This is a genomic window from Nonomuraea thailandensis, assembly GCF_024172165.1.
Classification (GTDB): Bacteria; Actinomycetota; Actinomycetes; order Streptosporangiales; family Streptosporangiaceae; genus Nonomuraea; species Nonomuraea thailandensis.
The window spans coordinates 2,686,148-2,705,099 of sequence record NZ_JAMZEB010000002.1 but is presented as its reverse complement, the minus strand read 5'-3'; the positions used below and the strand labels follow the sequence as shown (position 1 = coordinate 2,705,099).

Below are 18,952 nucleotides of genomic sequence, written 5' to 3'. Positions count from 1 at the left end.
CACCGTCCCAGCGCGGGGGCGCCGAGCCCATCCCCCTGGAGTGTCGCCATGCACGTCTTACGGAACAGAGCTGCCGCCCTTGCCCTCGTGACGACCGCACTCGTGCTCTCCGGCTGTGCCGGCTCCAGCCTTGACCAGTCCGGCGGCGGCGGGACCGGCGGCGCCGTGAAGATCGGGTTGCTGGTGCCGTTGTCGGGCGTCTACGCGCCGCTCGGCGAGGACATGCGCAACGGCTTCCAGCTCTATCTCGACCAGCACGGCGGCAAGCTCGGCGGCCGCGCCGTCGAGGTGGTCAGCGCCGACGAGGGCGAAGGCCCGCAGACGGGCGTGCCGGCCGCGCAGAAGCTGGTGACACAGGACCAGGTCACCGCGGTGGTGGGCGTCGTCAACTCGGCCACCGCGCTGGGGCTGCGCGACTTCTTCCACGAGTCGAAGAAGCCGCTGCTGGTGGCCAACGCCGGCGCCGACGACGTCACCGGCGCCCGCAAGTCCGAGTACGTGTGGCGCACCAGCTTCGCCAACGGCAAGGTCGCGGCCCCGCTCGGCCCCGCCGTGGCCAAGGAGGCCAAGGGCGGCGTCTACCTCATCGCCGCCGACTACGCCGCCGGCCGCGAGATGATCGCCGGCTTCCGCAAGACGTTCGAGGCCGCGGGCGGCAAGGTGGCCGGCGAGGAGTACACCCCCTTCGGCAAGACCCAGGACTTCCAGCCGTTCCTGTCGGCCATCCGCGGCTCCGACGCCAAGGCCGTCTACGCCTTCTACGCCGGCGCCGAGGCCGTCAGCTTCGTCAAGCAGTACAAGCAGTTCGGGCTGGCCGGCAGCACCCCGCTGTACGGCACCGGGTTCCTGACCGAGGGCGGCGTGCTCGACGCCCAGGGGGACGCCGCGGTGGGCGTCAAGACGTCGCTGCACTACTCCGCGGAGCTGGACACCCCGCGCAACAAGGAATTCGCAGCCGCCTACCGCAAGGCCTACGACGAGGCTCCCACGGTCTACGCGGTGCAGGCCTACGACGCCGCGACGGTGCTGGACAAGGCGCTTCCCGGCGCACCTGGCGGCACCGGGGAAGAGCTGGTCAAGGCGCTGGGCACCGTCGGGACCGTGGACAGCCCCCGGGGCCGGTGGAGCTTCGACGCCGACCACGACGCCCAGCAGACGTACTACCTGCGCGAGGTCCGCTCCAGCGGCGGCACCATGGTCAACGCCGTCGTCAGCGAGCTGGGCTGATGGCCACGTACCTGGTGAGCGTGCTCAACGGGCTGGCGATGGGCGCGCTGCTGTTCGCCATCGCGCTGGGCCTGTCGCTGGTGTTCGGCATGATGGACGTGCTCAACCTGGCCCACGGCGCCGTCTACCTGGCCGGCGCGTACGTCGCCGTGGCGCTGGTCGCCGACGGCGCGAGCCTGGCGGCCTTCGTGGTGGCGGTGCTGCTGGCCGCCGGGGTGGGCGCGGTGCTCGGCGGCGTCCTGGCGGGCCTGACCCGGGCCACGCCCCGCCACCTCGACCAGGCGCTGCTCACGCTCGGGGTCTCGCTGGTCGTCGCCGAGGTGCTGTCGATGCTGTTCGGCAACGACGTGCACTCCATCGGCGCGCCCGCCCCGGTGTCGGGCAGCGTCGCGGTGTTCGGCGAGACGTACCCGGTCTACCGGCTGCTCGTGATCGGGTTCGGGGTGGTGCTGGCCGCGGGCGTCTACGTGCTGGTCGAGCGGAGCCGGCTCGGCGCGCTGATCCGCGCGACGGTCGCCGACCGCGGCATGGTGTCGGCGCTGGGCGTCAACACGGGCCGGGTGCTCGTCGGGGTCTTCGCGGCGGGGGCCGGGCTCGCGGCGGCCGGCGGCGTGCTGGCCGGGCCCGTCCTGGGCGCCGCGCCCGGCCTGGACGAGAAGGTGCTGCTGCTGGCGCTGGTCGTGGTGGTGATCGGCGGGCTCGGCTCGGTCCGGGGCGCGCTGCTCGGCGCGGTGCTGATCGGGCAGGTGCAGGCACTCGGCACCGCGCTGCTGCCGGAGTACGCCTCCTTCCTGGTCTTCGCCGCGATGGGCGTGGTGCTCCTGCTGCGCCCGGCGGGCCTGCTGCCCGCGCGTACGGCGGTGCACGCATGAGGGCCGCCTACGAGACCACCACGCCGGCGGCCGATCCGGCGGGAGCGGCGGACGGCGTGCGACCCCGGCGCGCCGCGGGCAGGACCGCCGTGGCCGTCGCTCTGATCCTGCTCCTCGTGGCGGCGCCGCTGGTGCTGGGCGCCTACCCGGTCTCGGCCATGACCCGGATCCTGGCCTTCGCCGTGCTGGTGCTCAGCGTGGACCTGCTGACCGGTGTCACGGGGCTGCCCACGCTGGGGCAGGCGGCGTACTTCGGCGCCGGCGCCTACGCCGCGGCGCTGACCGGCATCCACCTCACCTCGGACGCCGCCGTCCAGGCGCTCGCCGGCCTGGCCGCCGGGCTGGTCACGGCGGCGCTGACCGGCTGGGTGGCGGTGCGGGCCCGGGGCATCGTCTTCCTGATGCTGACGCTCGCGATCGGCGAGTCGGTGCACCAGGTGGCCGACACCTGGTCGGTCGTGGGCGCCGGCAACGGGCTGGCCGGGATGCCTCCGATCACCCTGCTCGGCGGCCCGCCGCTCACCGCCGCCGGGTTCGTCTACTGGTGGGTGCTGGCGGTGGCGGCCACGGTCTTCGCGGCGGTCGCGCTGGTCGTGCGCTCCCCATACGGGCGGACGCTGCGCGGCATCCGCGACAACGAGCCCCGGCTGCGGGCCCTGGGCTACCGCCCGGCTCTCGCCAGGTACGGCGTGTTCTGCCTGGCCGGAGCCGTCGCGGGCGCCGGCGGCGCGCTGTGGGCGGCACATGCCAGGTTCGTCTCGGCCGGGGACCTCGGGTTCGAGGTCGCGGCGCTCGCCCTGCTCAGCGTGGTGATCGGCGGGGCGGGCAGTCTGTGGGGGCCCTGCCTGGGCGCGGCCCTGGTGCTGCTCGTCCGCGACAACCTGTCGGCCTCCATCGGCGGCCACGGGCCCCTCGTACTGGGCCTGGCCTTCGTGGCCGTCGTCTTCCTCCTCCCCCGCGGTCTCGCCGGGCTGAGAGCCGGGGCCCGCCACCGGAAGGAGCGGCTCCCGTGACGCCCCTGCTGGAGCTGCGCGGCCTGACCCGCGCCTACGGCTCGCTCAAGGCGGTCGACGGCGTGGACCTGTCCGTGCTGCCGGGCGAGCGGCACGCCCTCATCGGCCCGAACGGCGCCGGCAAGTCCACACTGTTCGCCACCGTGGCGGGAACCCTGCGGGCCACCTCGGGAAGCGTGTTGTTCGACGGGCAGGACATCACCGGGCTGCCGGAGTCCGAACGCGCCCGGCGCGGGCTGCTGCGCACCTACCAGCACGCCAGCCTGTTCCTGAACTGCTCGGTGCTGGACAACGTCGCCCTCGCCGTCCAGCGCGTCGACCGGGTGGCGCACCGCTTCGACCGGGCCGCGCGCCGCTTCGCCCGTACCGAGGCCGGAGCCCGCGCGCACCTGGAAGCGGTGGGGCTGGCCGGGCGCGCGGCCGACCGGGCAGGCGCGCTCTCGCACGGCGAGCGCAGGCAACTGGAGGTGGCGATGGTCCTGGCCGCGCAGCCGACGCTGGTGATGTTCGACGAGCCCACCGCAGGCATGTCCGCCGCCGAGACCGAACGCTTCGCCGGCCTCGTCGAACGGCTGCCGGACAGCCTGACCCTGCTCATCGTCGAGCACGACCTGGACGTGGTGTTCCGCCTCGCCGGCCGGGTCACCGTCCTGCACCTCGGAAGAGTCCTGGCCTCCGGCCCGCCCGGGCAGATCAGGGCCGACGACGACGTACGCGCCGCCTACCTCGGCACGGCCAGGACCGACGAACTCTTCACCGGAGACTCCCGATGACGGACGTGCTCACCGTATGCGACCTGCGGGCGGGCTACGCCGGCACCACCGTGCTCGACGGCGTCGGCCTCACCGTGCCCGAGGGCGCGGTCGTGGCTCTGCTCGGCCGCAACGGCGCCGGCAAGACCACCCTCGTGCACACCGTCATGGGCCTGCTCAAGCCGTACTCCGGCAGCATCAGGATCGGCGGCCGGGAGGTGGCCGGCGCCGCCGCGCACACCGTGGCGCGTGCCGGCGTCGCGATCGTCCCGCAGGGCCGCCGCGTCTTCGCCCCGCTCACCGTGGCGGAGAACCTCGGCCTCGCGGCCCGGCGCGGCGACCGCGCCTGGACGGTGGAGCGGGTCTACGAGCTGATGCCCCGGCTCGCCGGGCGTCGCGGCCACCGCGGCGACCAGTTGTCCGGTGGCGAGCAGCAGATGCTCGCGATCGGCCGGGCCCTGCTGCGCGATCCGCGCCTGCTCCTGCTGGACGAGCCGTCCGACGGCCTCGCCCCCGCCGTCGTGGATCACGTCGCCGGCCTGCTGGAACGGCTGCGCGGCGAGGGCATCGCGGCCCTGCTCGTGGAGCAGGACCTCCACCTGGCGTTCCGGCTGGCCGACGAGGTGGCGGTCATGCGCAAGGGGCAGATCGTGCACCGCGGCCCGACCGCCGAGTTCCGGGCCGATCGCGCGCGGGCCCACTCGCTCCTCGGCGTCGGCTGACGGTCCTGAGCGGCCCGCGGCCCGCGGGCCCGGGGCCCTGCGGCTCGGGCGGCCTGAGCGGGCCGGGCGGCCTGGGCGTCCCATAAGATCATCCGCATCGTCGCCTTACTCCGGGCCGCCGTCGCCCGCCACCGCTTCGGGCGTCCGGCCGCCGTCGCCGTCGCGCTCTACCTGACCGTCGCCGCCGTCGCCGCCGGGTACGGCGGCGGGCAGTGGTTCGCCCTCGTCGCGGCGGCGGGTCCGTGGCCGTGGGCGGACGAGACGCCGATCCTGCTCGGGGCGATCTGCGCGCTCAACGCGTGGGCGTTGTGGCAGATCCTGCGCGGCCCGGCCGTGCCGCGCGCCGGGGCGCCGCCGCGCGACGTGGTGTGGCTGCGGCGCCTGCTCTACGCGGACGTGGCCGGCGAGCTGCTGCTCTGGGAGCTCCTCGACGTCCTGTCCGACGTCGCGGAGTTCGCCGGGCGCTGGGCCGTGTGGAGCGCCACCCTGGTCCTGCTGGTGCGGACCCTCGCGGGGGCCACGGGCCGGTTCCGGCTGGTCGCCCTCGGCCTCGGCCTGACAGGGGTGCTGGCCGCGGTGCTGCGGCTGTTCGCCGGGGGCCCGCTGCTGTCGGCGTCGATCCTGCTGGCCAAGGCGACGATCTGCGCCAAGCTGATGATCATCGCCGGGCAGGGACGTGACGGGCGGTTCAGCGCCGCCACGGTGGTCATCGGCTGGACCGCCCTGCTCGTCCCGCAGATCTACTCGCTGCTCCAGGCCGGACGGCCGACGTTCGACGGCCTGACGCTCGCCGTGCACGCGATCGGCGGCCTCACCGTCGTGTGGGCGGCGCGCACCGCGCACGAGCTCGCCACTCCCGGCCCGCGCACCGCGCACGACGGCGCCGCCGCCGGCCCGCGCACCGCGCACGAGGGCGCCGCCGTCGCCGGCCCGGGTGTCGCGGCGCCCGCGACCCGGCGCACGCCGTGGCTGCTCACCGCAGCCACCGTCGTGCTCGTGCTGCCGATGGCCGTCGGATCCGAGAGGGACGCCCGGCTCACGTACACGGCCGCGGACGAGAGCTGCCGCGACCGGCTCCGGCCCGCGGCCGGCCTGGGGCCCGAGGAGCGGCGGCGGTCGTTCCTCTGCCTGGCCAGAGGCGGGACCTTCGCGGCGGCCACGATGTTCCCCGAGGACCTGGCCGACCAGCGCGTCCTCGCCTACGGGACGGAGCTGTGCGCGCTGCCCGGCGACCGGGAACGGCACGCGCTGCACGAGCGGGCGGGCGGCACCGCGGACAGCATCGAGCTGGCCGCGGCCCTGGAGTACCTGTGCCCCGGCATCGTCGCCCGCCAGAACGCCGAGGCCGGCCGCCGCCAGGCCGAGCGCGACCTGGAGGAGGCTCTGTGGAAGGCCCTGGCGAACGCCCGGTGCGCCGACCCGTGGCCCGGGGTGCGGGCCAGGCGGCAGGGCACGGCCGCGTACATGCTGTTCGAAGGCGGCGGCTACGCCGTCTTCGACGACCGCGACGACAGCGCGGGCGAGCCCGGCTACCTCTACGACGAAAGTGACGACGTCGCCGACCTCTTCGACGCCGGCCAGGACGGGTTCATCGACGCCGTGGGCAGCGCCGCCGCCATCGTGACCGACGAGGAGAACTCGGCGATGTGCATGACGGTCAAGGCGTTCGACAGGGCACCGCCGCTCCGGCTCACCGGCTGGGACCACGTCGTCGAAGTGGGCATCACCAGCCGCAGCGGCCGGCTGGTCGTGCCCGCGTACCCGGAGGGCGGCGACAGCGGGGCGGTCGCGCCGCTGCCCGGCCTGGCCGTCGCCGGTCCTGGCCGCTACCGCCTGCGCGTCCACACCCGCACGCGGCCGTGGGACGAGAACGATCCCCGCGCGCCGCTGGAGGAGCACCTGCTCGTCGTCTTTCCCGGCCGCTCGGCCGAGAAGGTCGTCCACCGCCCGCGCGGGTGACCGCGTACCCGCTCAGCGCCGGCCGCCCCCGCCCGCGCGGGTGACCGCGTACCCGCTCAGCGCCGGCCGCCGCCGTCCGCGCCGGGGACGCCGGGCCTGGTGAGGTTCTCGGGTTTGACGATCCTGTCGTAGAGGTCCGCCGGGACCCCGCAGTCGAGTGCGGCGTCCTTGAGCGGAAGGCCGTGGTCCAGCGCGTGGTGGGCGATGCGGGCGGCCTCGTCGTAGCCGACGACGGGGCTGAGCGCGGTCACCATCATGATCGAGTGGTCGATGTTGTGGCGCAGCCGCTCCATGTCGAGCTTGGCGCCCTCGACGAGGAAGGTGCGGAAGTGGTCCATCATGTCGGCCAGGATGCGCGCCGAGTGCAGCACGTTCTTGATGATGACGGGGCGGAAGGCGTTCAGCTCGAAGTTGCCTTCCGCGCCGGCCATCGAGACGGCCGTGTCGTTGCCGATCACCTGGATGGCGACCATCAGCATGGCCTCGGCCTGCGTCGGGTTGACCTTGCCCGGCATGATCGACGAGCCGGGCTCGTTGGACGGCAGGATCAGCTCGTGCAGCCCGGTACGCGGCCCGGAGCCGAGCCAGCGCAGGTCGTTGGCGAACTTGAACAGCGGCACGGCCAGGGTGCGCAGCGCGGCCGAGACCCGTACCAGGTCGTCGCAGGAGGTCTGGGCGGCGAACGTGTTGGGCGCGCTGGTGAAGGGCAGCCCGGTGAGCTCGGCGATCTTCGCGGCCATCTCCTGGCCGAAGCCGGGCGGCGCGTTCAGGCCCGTGCCGACGGCGGTGCCGCCGATGGCCAGCCGGTACAGGCCGACGCCGGTGCGTTCGAGATGGTCGATGGCGTCGCTGAGCTGGGCGACGTAGCCCGACCACTCCTGGCCGACGGTCAGCGGCGTGGCGTCCTCCAGGTGGGTGCGCCCGATCTTGACGACGTGCTCCCACTCCCGGCTCTTGGCCGCGGCGGCGTCCCGCAGCCTGACCGCGGCGGGCAGCACGTCGTCGTCGACGGTCTCGGCGGCGGCGATGTGCATCGCGGTGACGAAGGTGTCGTTGGACGACTGGCCCATGTTGACGTGGTCGTTCGGGTGGATCGGGTCCTTGCTGCCCAGCCGCCCGCCCACGAGCTGGATCGCCCGGTTGGAGATCACCTCGTTGACGTTCATGTTGGACTGGGTGCCGGAGCCGGTCTGCCACACGTACAGGGGGAACTCGCCGTCCAGCTCGCCCCGGACGACCTCGTCGGCGACCCTGCTGATCAGGTCGGCCTGCCACTGGGGCAGCCGGCCGGCGCCGGCGTTGACGATCGCGGCGGCCTTCTTGATGTGGCCGTAGGCGCGGTAGACGGCCTTGGGCATGCGGTCGTCGCCGATGTCGAAGTGGAGCAGGGAGCGCTGGGTCTGGGCGCCCCAGTAGTGCCCGGCCGGCACCTCGATCTCGCCCAGGGAGTCGCTCTCGGTCCGGGTGCCGTTGGCCCGCAGCCCGATCGGCACCTCGCGGACCTGCGGCGCGCTCACTGCCCGTTCCCGTGGACGCGCCGGTAGGCGGGCTGCCACATGGCGTCCTGGACCTGCTGGACGGTGTCGCGCAGATCGACGCGGGCCAGGTGCTCCTCGGCGGCCCGGTCGGCGACGGCGACGGCCACGGTGGCGGAGATCTCGCGCAGGTTGTCCACCTGAGGCAGCAGGGACGCGCCGGGAGCGGAGACGTCGGCCAGGCCGCCGACGGCCTCGGCCGCGGCCTGGAACATGCCGGGACTGACCCGGCGGGCCCGCGCCACCACCGCGCCCAGCCCGAGGCCCGGGTACAGCAGGGCGTTGTTGGCCTGGGCGATGGCGTAGGTGACGCCGTTGTAGGTGATGGGCTCGACGGGGATGCCGGTGGCGATCAGCGCCCGGCCGTCGCTCCAGCGGATCAGGTCGGCGGGCATCGCCTCGATGCGCTCGGTCGGGTTGGAGATCGGGAAGATGATCGGGCGGTCCACGCCCGCCGCCATCGTGCGCACGATCTGCTCGGTGAACGCGCCGTGCGCCGTGGAGGTGCCCAGCAGCATCGTCGGCTTGACCCGCTCGACCACCTCGGCCAGCGAGATGCCGTGCTCGCCGCGGGACCAGCCGGCGACCTCGTCGCGCGGGCGCGCGTAGGGCTGCTGGTAGTCGCGCAGGTCCGGCATGTCGTCGACCAGGAGCCCCTGCTTGTCGATCGGCCAGATCCGGCGGGTCGCGGTGTCGTGGTCGAGGCCGTCGCGGATCATCGCGTCGCGCAGCTGGTCGGCGATGCCGGTGCCGGCGGTGCCCGCGCCGAAGATGACGATCCGCTGCTCGCGCATCGGGGTCCCGGACGCCCGGACGGCGCTGAGCATGGCGGCCAGCACGATGGCGCCGGTGCCCTGCATGTCGTCGTTGAAGGTGCAGATCCGGCCGGTGTACTTCTCCAGGATCCGGCGGGCGTTGGACGGGCCGAAGTCCTCCCAGTGCAGCAGGGCGCCGGGGAACATCCGGGTGGCCGTGGTGACGTAGGCGTCGATGAAGTCGTCGTAGCGCTGCCCGCGTACGCGCGCGTGCCGGTTGCCGACGTAGGCCGGGTCGTTCAGCAACGCCTCGTTGTCGGTGCCGACGTCCAGGGCGACCGGGATGACGCGGCCGGGGTCGATGCCCGCGGCGGCGGTGTAGACGGCGAGCTTGCCGGTCGCGATGCCGATGCCGCCGCCCACCCCCCAGTCGCCGATGCCCAGGATCTCCTCGGCGTCGGAGGCCACGATCAGATCGACGTCGTCGGGGCCCAGCCCGGCGTTCCTGAAGGCCCGCTCGATCCCGCCCGGATCGTCGATGGACAGGTAGACGCCCCGGGGGCGGCGGTACTCGTGGCTGTAGGTCTTGATCGCCTGGGACACGGTCGGGTCGTACACGATGGGCAGCATCTCCCGCAGATGATCGCTCAGCAGCCGGTAGTACAGCACCTCGTTGCGGTCCCGCAGGGCCTCCAGGTAGACGTTCTTGAGCAGGTCGTCCGGCTGGGCCCGGTACTGGAGGTAGGCCCGCCTCGCCTGCTCCTCCAGCGTCTCCACCGCCGGCGGCAGCAGGCCTTCCAGGCCGAGCTCGGCGCGTTCCTCGGCCGAGAACGCCGTGCCCTTGTTCAGCAGCGGCTCCTGCAGCACCGCCTGGCCGTGCAGCGACGTCACATAGCTTCCGTCGGGCTGTTCGGCGAACATGGAGCTCACCAGATCGGGCTTCTTCTTGCCTGGCGACATCGTCGTCATCCCCCTTGAACACGCTGTCAGGTCTGCGGCCGCTCACAGAAGTTGCCCCGGCCCGGGGGGACGGACACTGACCCGGCGCTCACAAGTGCACCAAAACCGGACAAAGAAGGCCCCTCCAGGCCGAGCGCGACCCACTGGTCACGAGCCGTGGCCGGACCTGGCTTCGAAACGTATCGCGCCGTCGCGGCGGCGGGCCGTCAGGTGAACAGGGTGGTGGTGGCGCGCCGCACCAGGTCTTCCGGCTCGACGAGCGCCAGGCGGGACGGCCCGTCCGCGCCCCCCAGGCGCTCGAAGAGCAACCGCATCGCCTGCCTGGACACCGCCCTCGGGCGGGGCGAGACGTTCGTGATCGGCCGCGCGTACGCCAGCGCGGTCTCGTCGGTGCAGACGCCGGCGAGCGACACGTCCCGCCCGGCGACGAGATCCCGCTCGCGCAGCAGCCCATCACCGGCTCCCCCACCGCACCCACGACGTCACCGCCCTGCTGCGCGAGGGCCCCAACACCATCGGCGCCACCCTGGCCGACGGCTGGTACCGCGGCCGCACCTTCGACCGGACGAAGCCCTACGGCGACCGCACCGCCCTCATCGCCCAACGGGAGATCACCTGCGCCGACGGCACCACGGACGTCGTGGTCACCGGCGGCTCCTGGAGCAGCGAGAACGGCGTCCTGACCGTCACGGCCACCGTGCCGCCGGGCACGACCGCCCCGGTGAGCCTGCCGGACCTGGCGGAGCGGGAGGTGGCGGCGGGCACCCACACCTTCAGCGCGCCCTTGCAGGGCTCGCCCCGTCGTACGGGCGGGGAGAGTAGGGTGAGGTGGTGGACCGACGTATCTTCGGCCTGGAGAACGAGTACGGCGTCACGTGCACCTTCCAGGGCCAGCGCAGGTTGTCCCCGGACGAGGTGGCGCGCTACCTGTTCCGGCGGGTCGTGTCCTGGGGCCGGTCGAGCAACGTGTTCCTGCCCAACGGCGCCCGGCTGTATCTCGACGTGGGCAGCCATCCCGAGTACGCCACTCCCGAGTGCGACAACGTCGTGGAGCTGGTCACCCACGACAAGGCGGGCGAGCGGATCCTGGAGGGGCTGCTGGTCGACGCCGAGAAGCGGCTGCGCGAAGAGGGCATCGCGGGTGACATCTACCTGTTCAAGAACAACACCGACTCGGCCGGCAACTCCTACGGCTGCCACGAGAACTACTGTGTGGGCCGGCACGGGGAGTTCGGCCGGCTGGCCGATGTGCTGATCCCGTTCCTGGTCACCCGGCAGATCATCTGCGGCGCGGGCAAGGTGCTGCAGACCCCGCGCGGGGCGGTCTACTGCGTGTCGCAGCGCGCCGAGCACATCTGGGAGGGGGTGTCGTCGGCGACGACCCGCTCCCGCCCGATCATCAACACCCGTGACGAGCCGCACGGCGACGCCGAGCGGTTCCGCCGCCTGCACGTCATCGTGGGCGACTCCAACATGAGCGAGACCACCATGTTGCTCAAGGTCGGCGCGACCGACCTGGTGCTGCGCATGGTGGAGGCCGGGGTCGTGCTGCGCGACATGAGCCTGGAGAACCCGATCCGGGCGATCCGCGAGGTCTCGCATGACATGACCGGGCGGCGGCGGGTGCGGCTGGCCAACGGGCGCGAGGCGTCGTCGCTGGAGATCCAGCAGGAGTACCTGGGCAAGGCCAAGGACTTCGTGGACCGCCGCGGCGGCGACGAGATCGCCCACCGGGTGCTGGAGCTGTGGGAGCGCACGCTCACCGCGGTCGACACGGGCAACCTCGACCTGGTCTCGCGGGAGATCGACTGGGTGACGAAGTATCAGCTCATCGAGCGCTACCGGAAGAAGTACGACCTGCCGCTGTCCTCGCCGCGGGTGGCCCAGCTCGACCTGGCCTACCACGACGTGCACCGCAAGCGCGGCCTGTACTACCTGCTGCAGAAGCGCGGCTCGGTGGAGCGGGTGACCTCCGACATCCGGATCTTCGAGGCCAAGACGGTGCCGCCGCAGACCACCCGGGCGCGGCTGCGCGGCGAGTTCATCCGCAAGGCGCAGGAGAAGCGGCGCGACTTCACCGTCGACTGGGTGCACCTCAAGCTGAACGACCAGGCGCAGCGCACGGTGCTGTGCAAGGACCCGTTCCGCAGCGTGGACGAGCGGGTGGACAAGCTCATCGCCAGCATGTGACCGGAGGGGCTGTCACGTCCCACCGCCTCAGGCCGGGATCCAGTTGCCGTGGAAGCCCGCGGGGACGCGTACCGGGACGTGCACCTCGGCGAGCGGAGGCGCGGCCAGGTCGGCGGCGTCCAGGATGGCCAGGTAGCTCGTGCCGGTGCCGCGGTCGTGGGCGAACGTCATGAGGTAGCCCTCGTTCTCGCCGTTCCCGGGCCGGGGCACGAAGACGGCCTCGCCGCAGGTGTGGCCCGGAGGCAGGCGGTGCACCGCCCGGTCGCCGCCGCCGGTGAGGTCGTAGGCGTAGATCCGCGACCGCTCGGGCTCGGCGTCCAGGGAGAAGCTCGTCGTGTAGCCGTAACGGTGGGGCAGCCCGAGGACGGAGTCGGCGACCCGGGGGTACTCGCTGGGGGCGTCGTCGAGCGGCGCCTCGGCGACCGCGCCCGACCGCAGGTCCAGCGTCCAGCGGTGCACGACGGGGAGCCCGCCCTCCAGGTCGTCGGCGCCGCCGCGCCACAGCGTCGGGACGCGGGTGCCGGTGACGGTGATCGTGTCGCCCGCCGGATCCTCGAAGGCGTTCATGGTGTGCCACACGTAGCACGGGGCGACGTCGAACCAGCGTACGGGCGCGTCGTCGCCGGCCGTGCGCGCCAGCACGCCGAACCGGGCCCGGTGCGCGTCGTCCCAGCGCCACGGCGGCCCGCCCGCCGCTGCCTGCGCGGCGTCGAAGACGACCGGCAGGTCCATGAAGATCACGTGATTGCGGGTGATGGCGAAGTCGTGCATCATCGTCGCGCGCGGCACGTCCACGACCCGCGTCTGCACCACCTCGCCCGCGGCCGAGGCGCGGTAGCAGGTCAGATACGGCGGGCGGAGCTGGTAGCCGAAGAACAGCAGCTCGCCCGTGATCGGGCAGGTCTTCGGGTGCGCGGTCATCGGGGTGCGCAGGGCTCCGCCGAAGGTGTGCGCCCCGATCGTGGCGAGGTCCGGCGTCACCTCGTACGGGAAGCCGCCCTCCTCCAGGGCGAACAGGCGGCCCGCGTGCGCGACCAGGTGGGTGTTGGCCGTGGTGACCCGGTAGTCGATCCGGCGGGTCTCCTGGTCGAAGGCGAGGGCGAAACGGGACTCGCCGGGGTGCTCGTGCAGCGGCGTGCGCACGTACCGGTTGCGGTACCAGCGGGCCCTGCCGCCGTCGAGGGCGATGGTGTGGATCATTCCGTCGCCCGCGAAGGAGTGCGGCGACCAGCCGGTACGCGGGTTGGGCCCGTTGCGGAAGAACTGCCCGCTCAGCTCGGCCGGGATCTCGCCGACGACCCTGGACGGCTCCAGGGTCACCTCGTCGGCGACCGGCGCGTTGTTGCCCGCGAGGTGCAGCGGCACCGTTTCGGACATGGGGGAACTCCTGTCAGGCAGGTGGTGGGGACGCCGACCACCGTGCACGAAAAAATTCGCGGACAACAGTCTTGTTCTTCCCGCCCGCCTCAGCCGTCCGGGAGAAGCGCAGGTGAGAGGCGCGCAAGACGCACCGTGGAAGAGCCGGCGGGTCGCCGCCGCCCACGCGCCGCGGGCCCGGTGGCAGCCGCTCGCCGGCCGGAGACCCGCGAGCCCGCAGTGGCCGGTCAGGCCGTGTCGCCGCCGTCGGCCAGCAGGGTGCTGCCGGTCATGAACGCCGACAGGTCCGAGGCGCAGAACAGGGCGACGCGCGCGATGTCGTCCGGCGTGCCGACGCGGCCGATCGGGCTGTTCAGCATGAGGTCGGTCGGCGGGAGGTCGGCGAGGTTCACGCCCGCGGCGGCGGCCATCGCCAGGTTGCCCTCCGTGGGGACGAAGCTCGGCGCCACCCCGAGCACGCGGATGCCCATGGGCGCCAGTTCGAGGGCCAGCTCACGGGTGAGGCCGCGGGCGGCGTGCTTCGATCCGACGTAGGCGGCCAGGCCGGGGGCGCTGCCGCGGAAGCCTGCGGTGGAGACGATGTTCACGATGACGCCGCCCGTACCGGCCGCCGCCATGCGGCGGGCGGCCTCGCGCGCGCCGACGAACACGCCGCGCGCGTTCACCGCGAACACCTGGTCCCACGTCTCCTCGGTCATCTCCAGCAGCGGCACGGCCGGGAAGATGCCCGCGTTGTTCACCCAGACCTCCAGGCCGCCCAGCTCGGCGAGCGCCCGGTCGGCCGCGGCGGACACGGCCGCCGCGTCGGTGACGTCCATGGCGGCGCCGACCGCGCGCACGCCGTGGCGCTCGGCGAGCTCCTTGGCCGCCGCACCTGCCAGTCCTTCGTCGAGGTCGCCGATCAGCAGGTCCGCGCCGGCCTCGGCCAGCCGCGCGGCGATGGCCTTGCCCAGGCCGCGACCGCCGCCGGTGACGACGGCGCGCCGCCCCTTCAGCGAGACGAGCTCGGCAAGGGACTTGCCCGACACATCAGCAGTGGACATGAATGATCTCCTTCGGTTCGGAATCAGCGGTGACGCTCAGCCGCGGCTCGCGCTGACGCGGTACTGCGCGTTCAGCAGCGGCCAGGTCAGCTCGGCCATCTCGGCCGCGGGGCGGGAGCAGCCGCGCTCCAGCCAGTCCATGGCCACCCCGATCAGCGCACCGGCGGTGAACGCCGCCGTCACGTCGTGCGGGACGCGCTCCGGCCACGCGCCGGCGTCGGCCTGCCTCAGACGGTCATGGATGACGGCGGCGATGCGGCGGCGGATGTGGCCGGCGACGCGCGCGCTGCCCTGCGAGCCGAGCAGCGCGCGATACAGGCCGGCGTGCCCGGCCAGGCTGTCGAAGAACGCCGCCAGCGACGCGATCGCCTCCCGCACCAGGTCCGCCGAGTCGAGGGCGGGGCCGGGCAGGGACTCGATCAGGTCGTCGATCATGGCGGTGCAGGCGTCCTCGGCCAGCTCGTGGACGTCGCGGTAGTGGTCGTAGAAGGCCGAACGGCTCACCCCCGCGCCCTCCGCCACGTCCGAGACGCTGATCCGGGACACGTCCCGCTCCTCGGCCAGCTCGATCAGGGCCCGGGCCAGGGCGGATCGGGTGCGGCGCACGCGCCGGTCGGTGTTCTCCCTGGTGGCCACGACCCCTCCCAAAACGACACGTGCAAGTTTTCTTGCAGGTGTAGCTTAACGTGCGTTCAGCGACCCCGGGCCGGCCGTCATGCGCACGCGGGCGAGGACGGCCGAACCGGTTCCGGGCGGCGTCCGGTCTCTTGACGCGTACCTCGCCGCCCCTCAGAGGCGGTTCAATTTTCCGAACCGGATTCTGGTTCGGCGGCTGTTGCTCAGCCCCGGCTTGGGAAAGACTCTGGATCAGCACGACGCCACCCCCGGTTGTGCGCACGCACGGCGAGACCACGGACTCCGGAGCTGACATGAATCTCGACCCCATCCCCGCCGACCGGCTGACCTTCCGCCTGCCGCCGAAGTTCGACGACGTCGGGCAGGAGCGGCGCCACCGCCAGGAGCGCCTGGTCGCCGCGCTGCGCCTGTTCGGCAGGTTCGGCTTCGAGGAGGGCGTGGCCGGCCACATCACCGCCCGCGACCCCGAGCACCCCGACCACTTCTGGGTCAACCCGTTCGGCATGAGCTTCAAGCACATCAGGGTCAGCGACCTCATCCTGGTCAACCACGAGGGCCAGGTCGTGCACGGCAGGTACCACGTCAACCAGGCCGCCTTCGCCATCCACTCGATGGTCCACCAGGCCCGCCCGGACGCGGTCGCCGCCGCGCACTCCCACTCGGTGTACGGCAAGGCGCTGTCCTCGCTGGGCGCCCCGCTGGAGCCGCTGACCCAGGACGCCTGCGCCTTCTACGAGGACCACGGCCTGTTCGACGACTACACCGGCGTGGTCCTGGACACCGAGGAGGGCCGCCGCATCGCTCAGGCGCTGGGCTCGCACAAGGCCGTCATCCTGCGCAACCACGGCCTGCTCACGGTGGGCGACTCCGTCGACGCCGCCGCCTGGTGGTTCATCACGATGGAGCGCTCCTGCCAAGCGCAACTGCTGGCCAAGGCCGCCGGCCCGACCGTGTCCATCGAGCACGACCAGGCCAAGCTCACCCACGGCCAGATCGGCAACGACCTGGTCGGCTGGATCAACTTCCAGCCCCTGTACGACCAGATCGTCCGCTCCGACACCGACCTGTTCGACTGAAGCCGCCGTACCGATCGCGATGTTCGAGATCCCGCACCTGCTCGCGGAGTACGACCGCGCCCGCGCCTACACCGACGAACTCTGGCGCGACCTGACCGCCGAGGAACTGCACTGGCGTCCCGAGCGGGACTTCAGCCCCATCGGCTGGCACCTCGGCCACCAGGCCCACGTCGCCCACTTCATGATCCGCAACCTCACCGCGGCCGAGCCGAGCCCCGCCCCCGACCTGGACGGCCTCATGGACTCCGCCAACCCGGAGGCCAACCGCCTGCCCCTGCCCGACGCCCGGCGGCTGGCCGACTTCCGGGCCACCGTCGGCGAACGGGTGCACGCCCGCATGAACGCCATCGGAGCCGGGGACGTCGGCGCCCCCGCCCAGCTCAAGATCGTCGCGCAGACCCTGCTCACAGTGATCATCAACCACGAGTACCAGCACGACCGCTGGATCGGCGAGGTCCGCAACCGCGACCTCGGCCACGCCCTGCCCGACGACCCCGTCTCCGACCGCATCACCACCGTCGACGGCTACCTGGTCGTGTGCGGCTGGAACCTCTGACCCCACCCTCACGCCGGGCTCGTCCGGCGGATGTCACATGTCGCGCCCCCGCGACCTCTTACGGATGAAGCACACCCCTCATGCCGGAGGCGCCCATGTCGCAGCCCGATCCGCAGCACACCTCCATCGGCCGCAGGGCCTTCGGTTTCGGCGTCGCCGCGGCGTCGATGGCCGCCGTGCTCGGCACCACCTCACCCGCGAGCGCGAGGACGTCGAGCCGCTCGCCGGCGGTCCTGGACGAGACGACGCTGTGGGACAACACCGTGGATCCGCTGGAGAGCTACCACGTCCACGGCCTGGCCGTGCTGCCGGACGACACCGTCCTGGTCGTCACCGAAGGCCGCCACGAGGTGTGCGACGCCGGCCCCCGGGACCTGCTGCTGCGCCGCAGCCCCGACGGCGGCGCGACGTGGGAGCCGACGCGGACGCTGGTCCGCTCCGTCAACGGCCAGTCGTGGGGCAACCCGACCCTGGTGGTCGATCGGGCCACCGGCGGCGTCTTCCTGTTCTCCATGCTCTCGATCCGGCTGTCCGGCAACACCACCTGCTCCGGCGACCTCGGCGATCTCTATCTGATCGCCAGCACCGACGGCGGTCTCACCTGGAGCGCGCCGCGTGCCATGCCGGGCCTGTTCGACCACTTCGACCACGGATGGACGCTGCACGGCCCCGGCCCCGGGCACGGCATCCAGCTCGACAACGGCCGGCTGCTGCTCAACTGCTCCCACCGCCGCGAGGTCATCGGCAACACCGTCCCCGAGCGCCGCTACGGCGTGGCGTCGATCTACAGCGACGACCACGGCCGGACCTGGCACGCCACCGGCGAGGTGCCGGTCTCCTCCGCCTACCCCATCAACGAGGCCAGGCTGCTGCAGAGGTCCGACGGCACGGTGCTGATCAACGGCCGGGCCGCGGCGGGCGGCAACCGGCAGCGGATCGTGTCGGTCAGCTCCGACCGCGGGCTGACCTGGTCGCCTCCCCGGCTGGACGGGGCCACCGGCACGTTCAACGCCGTGGACGCGAGCCTGCTGCGCTACACCGGCGGGCCTGGAACGTCCGAGACCGGCCGGGTGCTGTTCAGCCGCCCCGACTCGCCGGTGCGCACCAACCTGACGGTGTCGATCAGCTACGACGACGCGCACTCCTTCCGCTACAGCAAAGTGATCAACGAGGGGCGCTCGTACTACTCCGAGCTGGGACGGCTCTCCGACGGCACGATCCTGCTCCTGTACGGCTGCGACGGCGACCACCCGAGCTTCCCCCGCCGGGTGGTGATGCGCCGGTTCTCCCTCGAATGGCTGAGCGAGGGGCGTGACAGCCTGTCCGGCGGCCCCGGCCACAGCGAACGTCTCATCGATCTGACCACGGGCGCCGCCACGTCCGGCGGCACCACGTCCACGGTCCAGGACCCGGTGGCGCGCGGGGGCAGGCGGGTGGTGTTCACCACGTCCCAGACCGGCGCCTACTTCGAGTACACCGTGAACGTCCCGGCCCCGGGCACCTACGAGCTGCTGCTGCGCTACTTCCGTGCCGCCGCGGGAGGCCTGGTCACCGTCTCGGTCGACGGCGTCAAACCGCGGTCGGCGGTGATGGACACCACCGCCGACCGGGCCGACGGCTACGACGTGGCCTACCTCGGGAGCCTCGCGTTGACGGCCGGCTCGCACAGGATCCGGTTCACCGCGTCCGGGGTCGGCCGGGGCGGCGGCCGGCTGGTCTCGCTGGACACGCTGAGCCTGATCGACGCGCCGTCGCAGCCCGACGTGCGGGAGGAGGTGGTGATCGACAACGGCGAGCTCGGGCACGAAGTGATCAGCGGCACCTGGACGGCCGGCTCGGGCGTGGCCGGCTTCCGCGGCGCCGGCTACCTCTACGCCCGTGCCGGCGCGGGCGCGAGCGTCGTCCGGTGGCGGCCGGTGGTCCCGCTCACCGGGCTGTACGAGGTGCAGGTCTCCTACACCGTGCACGAGAACCGCGCGAGCGACGCGCCCTACCGGATCCGCCACTCCGGCGGGACCACGCTCGTACGCGTCGACCAGGGCAGGAGCGGGGTGACGGAGCCGCGGGGCGGGTCGTGGGTGTCGCTCGGGACGTTCCGGATGAACGAGGGGGTGGGCAGGGTCGAGCTGAGCGACGAAGCGGACGGAGTGGTCATCGCCGACGCCGTCCGGCTGCTCCGCGCACCCGGGTGACCGGGACCGGGTGGCCGGGTCTCCCGTTGACGGATCAGCTGAGGGGTTGTAGAAAATCTGCCAGCGTCGCGGTGTACCCGGCAATGA

17 protein-coding genes and 1 pseudogene are annotated in these 18,952 nt (G+C 72.9%); 11 read left to right on the top strand and 7 right to left on the bottom strand.

From position 1 onward, the window contains the following. Window positions 1-87 precede the first annotated feature (87 nt). The 6 genes from HD597_RS16420 (at window position 88) to HD597_RS16395 (ending at window position 6,545) form a co-directional block, all read left to right on the top strand. Window positions 88-1,227, top strand: a complete 1,140-nt coding sequence (locus HD597_RS16420; protein WP_253743115.1) for an ABC transporter substrate-binding protein — start codon at window positions 88-90, stop codon at window positions 1,225-1,227. Further along, the gene (locus tag HD597_RS16415) at window positions 1,227-2,099 is read left to right on the top strand and encodes a branched-chain amino acid ABC transporter permease (RefSeq protein WP_253743114.1); all 873 of its coding nucleotides are present in this window, start codon (window positions 1,227-1,229) and stop codon (window positions 2,097-2,099) included. The genes HD597_RS16420 and HD597_RS16415 overlap by 1 nt, the downstream gene beginning before the upstream one ends. Next, the gene (locus HD597_RS16410; RefSeq protein ID WP_253743113.1) at window positions 2,096-3,112 is read left to right on the top strand and encodes a branched-chain amino acid ABC transporter permease; all 1,017 of its coding nucleotides are present in this window, start codon (window positions 2,096-2,098) and stop codon (window positions 3,110-3,112) included. Before HD597_RS16415 ends, HD597_RS16410 begins: the two co-directional genes overlap by 4 nt. Continuing rightward, window positions 3,109-3,885 carry an ABC transporter ATP-binding protein gene (locus HD597_RS16405; protein ID WP_253743112.1) on the top strand — a complete coding sequence of 259 codons (777 nt, stop codon included), beginning with the start codon at window positions 3,109-3,111 and terminating at the stop codon, window positions 3,883-3,885. The genes HD597_RS16410 and HD597_RS16405 overlap by 4 nt, the downstream gene beginning before the upstream one ends. Beyond that, window positions 3,882-4,586 carry an ABC transporter ATP-binding protein gene (locus HD597_RS16400; RefSeq protein WP_253743110.1) on the top strand — a complete coding sequence of 235 codons (705 nt, stop codon included), beginning with the start codon at window positions 3,882-3,884 and terminating at the stop codon, window positions 4,584-4,586. Before HD597_RS16405 ends, HD597_RS16400 begins: the two co-directional genes overlap by 4 nt. A gap of 306 nt (window positions 4,587-4,892) precedes the next feature. After that, window positions 4,893-6,545, top strand: coding sequence for a hypothetical protein (locus HD597_RS16395; protein WP_253743108.1), 1,653 nt, complete (start codon window positions 4,893-4,895; stop codon window positions 6,543-6,545). A 56-nt stretch (window positions 6,546-6,601) separates the two neighbouring features. Here HD597_RS16395 and HD597_RS16390 read toward each other — a convergent pair whose 3' ends face one another. The 3 genes from HD597_RS16390 to HD597_RS16380 form a co-directional block, all read right to left on the bottom strand. Further along, entirely contained in the window at window positions 6,602-8,062 is a 1,461-nt protein-coding gene (locus HD597_RS16390) for a class II fumarate hydratase (protein WP_253743107.1), read from the bottom strand. Then, a complete protein-coding gene (locus tag HD597_RS16385) occupies window positions 8,059-9,795 on the bottom strand; it encodes an NAD-dependent malic enzyme (protein WP_276082934.1) in 1,737 nt (578 codons plus the stop codon). The genes HD597_RS16390 and HD597_RS16385 overlap by 4 nt, the downstream gene beginning before the upstream one ends. Before the next feature lie 206 nt (window positions 9,796-10,001). Beyond that, window positions 10,002-10,241 (bottom strand): substrate-binding domain-containing protein, encoded by a 240-nt coding sequence (locus HD597_RS16380; protein WP_276083800.1) that lies wholly within the window; start codon window positions 10,239-10,241, stop codon window positions 10,002-10,004. Between the two features lie 44 nt (window positions 10,242-10,285). On the opposite strand from HD597_RS16380, the pseudogene HD597_RS16375 reads away from it, so the two are divergent. Continuing rightward, window positions 10,286-10,420: pseudogene (locus HD597_RS16375) on the top strand (alpha-L-rhamnosidase N-terminal domain-containing protein); the annotation flags it as partial. Here HD597_RS16375 and HD597_RS16370 read toward each other — a convergent pair. Then, window positions 10,369-10,560, bottom strand: coding sequence for a hypothetical protein (locus HD597_RS16370; protein ID WP_253743103.1), 192 nt, complete (start codon window positions 10,558-10,560; stop codon window positions 10,369-10,371). The pseudogene HD597_RS16375 and the gene HD597_RS16370 overlap by 52 nt on opposite strands. A 66-nt stretch (window positions 10,561-10,626) precedes the next feature. Between HD597_RS16370 and pafA the strand changes: the two genes are divergently transcribed. After that, window positions 10,627-11,985, top strand: coding sequence for a Pup--protein ligase (pafA, locus tag HD597_RS16365; protein ID WP_253743102.1), 1,359 nt, complete (start codon window positions 10,627-10,629; stop codon window positions 11,983-11,985). A gap of 27 nt (window positions 11,986-12,012) precedes the next feature. Here pafA and HD597_RS16360 read toward each other — a convergent pair whose 3' ends face one another. The 3 genes from HD597_RS16360 to HD597_RS16350 form a co-directional block, all read right to left on the bottom strand. Beyond that, window positions 12,013-13,362 (bottom strand): carotenoid oxygenase family protein, encoded by a 1,350-nt coding sequence (locus HD597_RS16360; RefSeq protein WP_253743101.1) that lies wholly within the window; start codon window positions 13,360-13,362, stop codon window positions 12,013-12,015. Between the two features lie 227 nt (window positions 13,363-13,589). Further along, window positions 13,590-14,405: an SDR family NAD(P)-dependent oxidoreductase gene (locus tag HD597_RS16355; protein WP_253743100.1), complete on the bottom strand. Its 816-nt coding sequence runs from the start codon at window positions 14,403-14,405 to the stop codon at window positions 13,590-13,592. A gap of 36 nt (window positions 14,406-14,441) precedes the next feature. After that, the gene (locus tag HD597_RS16350) at window positions 14,442-15,041 is read right to left on the bottom strand and encodes a TetR/AcrR family transcriptional regulator (protein ID WP_253743099.1); all 600 of its coding nucleotides are present in this window, start codon (window positions 15,039-15,041) and stop codon (window positions 14,442-14,444) included. Window positions 15,042-15,334: 293 nt separating this feature from the next. Between HD597_RS16350 and HD597_RS16345 the strand changes: the two genes are divergently transcribed. The 3 genes from HD597_RS16345 to HD597_RS16335 all read left to right on the top strand — a co-directional run bounded on the left by HD597_RS16345 (window position 15,335) and on the right by HD597_RS16335 (window position 18,865). Beyond that, window positions 15,335-16,117, top strand: a complete 783-nt coding sequence (locus HD597_RS16345) for a class II aldolase/adducin family protein (protein ID WP_253743098.1) — start codon at window positions 15,335-15,337, stop codon at window positions 16,115-16,117. A gap of 19 nt (window positions 16,118-16,136) precedes the next feature. Beyond that, entirely contained in the window at window positions 16,137-16,673 is a 537-nt protein-coding gene (locus HD597_RS16340; RefSeq protein ID WP_253743097.1) for a DinB family protein, read from the top strand. 95 nt (window positions 16,674-16,768) lie between these two features. Next, complete coding sequence (locus HD597_RS16335) at window positions 16,769-18,865, top strand: golvesin C-terminal-like domain-containing protein (protein WP_253743093.1); 2,097 nt, start codon at window positions 16,769-16,771, stop codon at window positions 18,863-18,865. Window positions 18,866-18,952 lie beyond the last annotated feature (87 nt).

Excerpts from the sequence above, each read along its gene's own strand:
- HD597_RS16415 (WP_253743114.1), top strand. The coding sequence starts at position 1,227 with ATGGCCACGTACCTGGTGAGCGTGCTCAACGGGCTGGCGATGGGCGCG.
- HD597_RS16410 (WP_253743113.1), top strand. The coding sequence starts at position 2,096 with ATGAGGGCCGCCTACGAGACCACCACGCCGGCGGCCGATCCGGCGGGA.
- HD597_RS16400 (WP_253743110.1), top strand. The coding sequence starts at position 3,882 with ATGACGGACGTGCTCACCGTATGCGACCTGCGGGCGGGCTACGCCGGC.
- HD597_RS16385 (WP_276082934.1), bottom strand. The coding sequence starts at position 9,795 with ATGTCGCCAGGCAAGAAGAAGCCCGATCTGGTGAGCTCCATGTTCGCC.
- HD597_RS16360 (WP_253743101.1), bottom strand. The coding sequence starts at position 13,362 with ATGTCCGAAACGGTGCCGCTGCACCTCGCGGGCAACAACGCGCCGGTC.
- HD597_RS16355 (WP_253743100.1), bottom strand. The coding sequence starts at position 14,405 with ATGTCCACTGCTGATGTGTCGGGCAAGTCCCTTGCCGAGCTCGTCTCG.
- HD597_RS16345 (WP_253743098.1), top strand. The coding sequence starts at position 15,335 with ATGAATCTCGACCCCATCCCCGCCGACCGGCTGACCTTCCGCCTGCCG.
- HD597_RS16340 (WP_253743097.1), top strand. The coding sequence starts at position 16,137 with ATGTTCGAGATCCCGCACCTGCTCGCGGAGTACGACCGCGCCCGCGCC.
- HD597_RS16335 (WP_253743093.1), top strand. The coding sequence starts at position 16,769 with ATGTCGCAGCCCGATCCGCAGCACACCTCCATCGGCCGCAGGGCCTTC.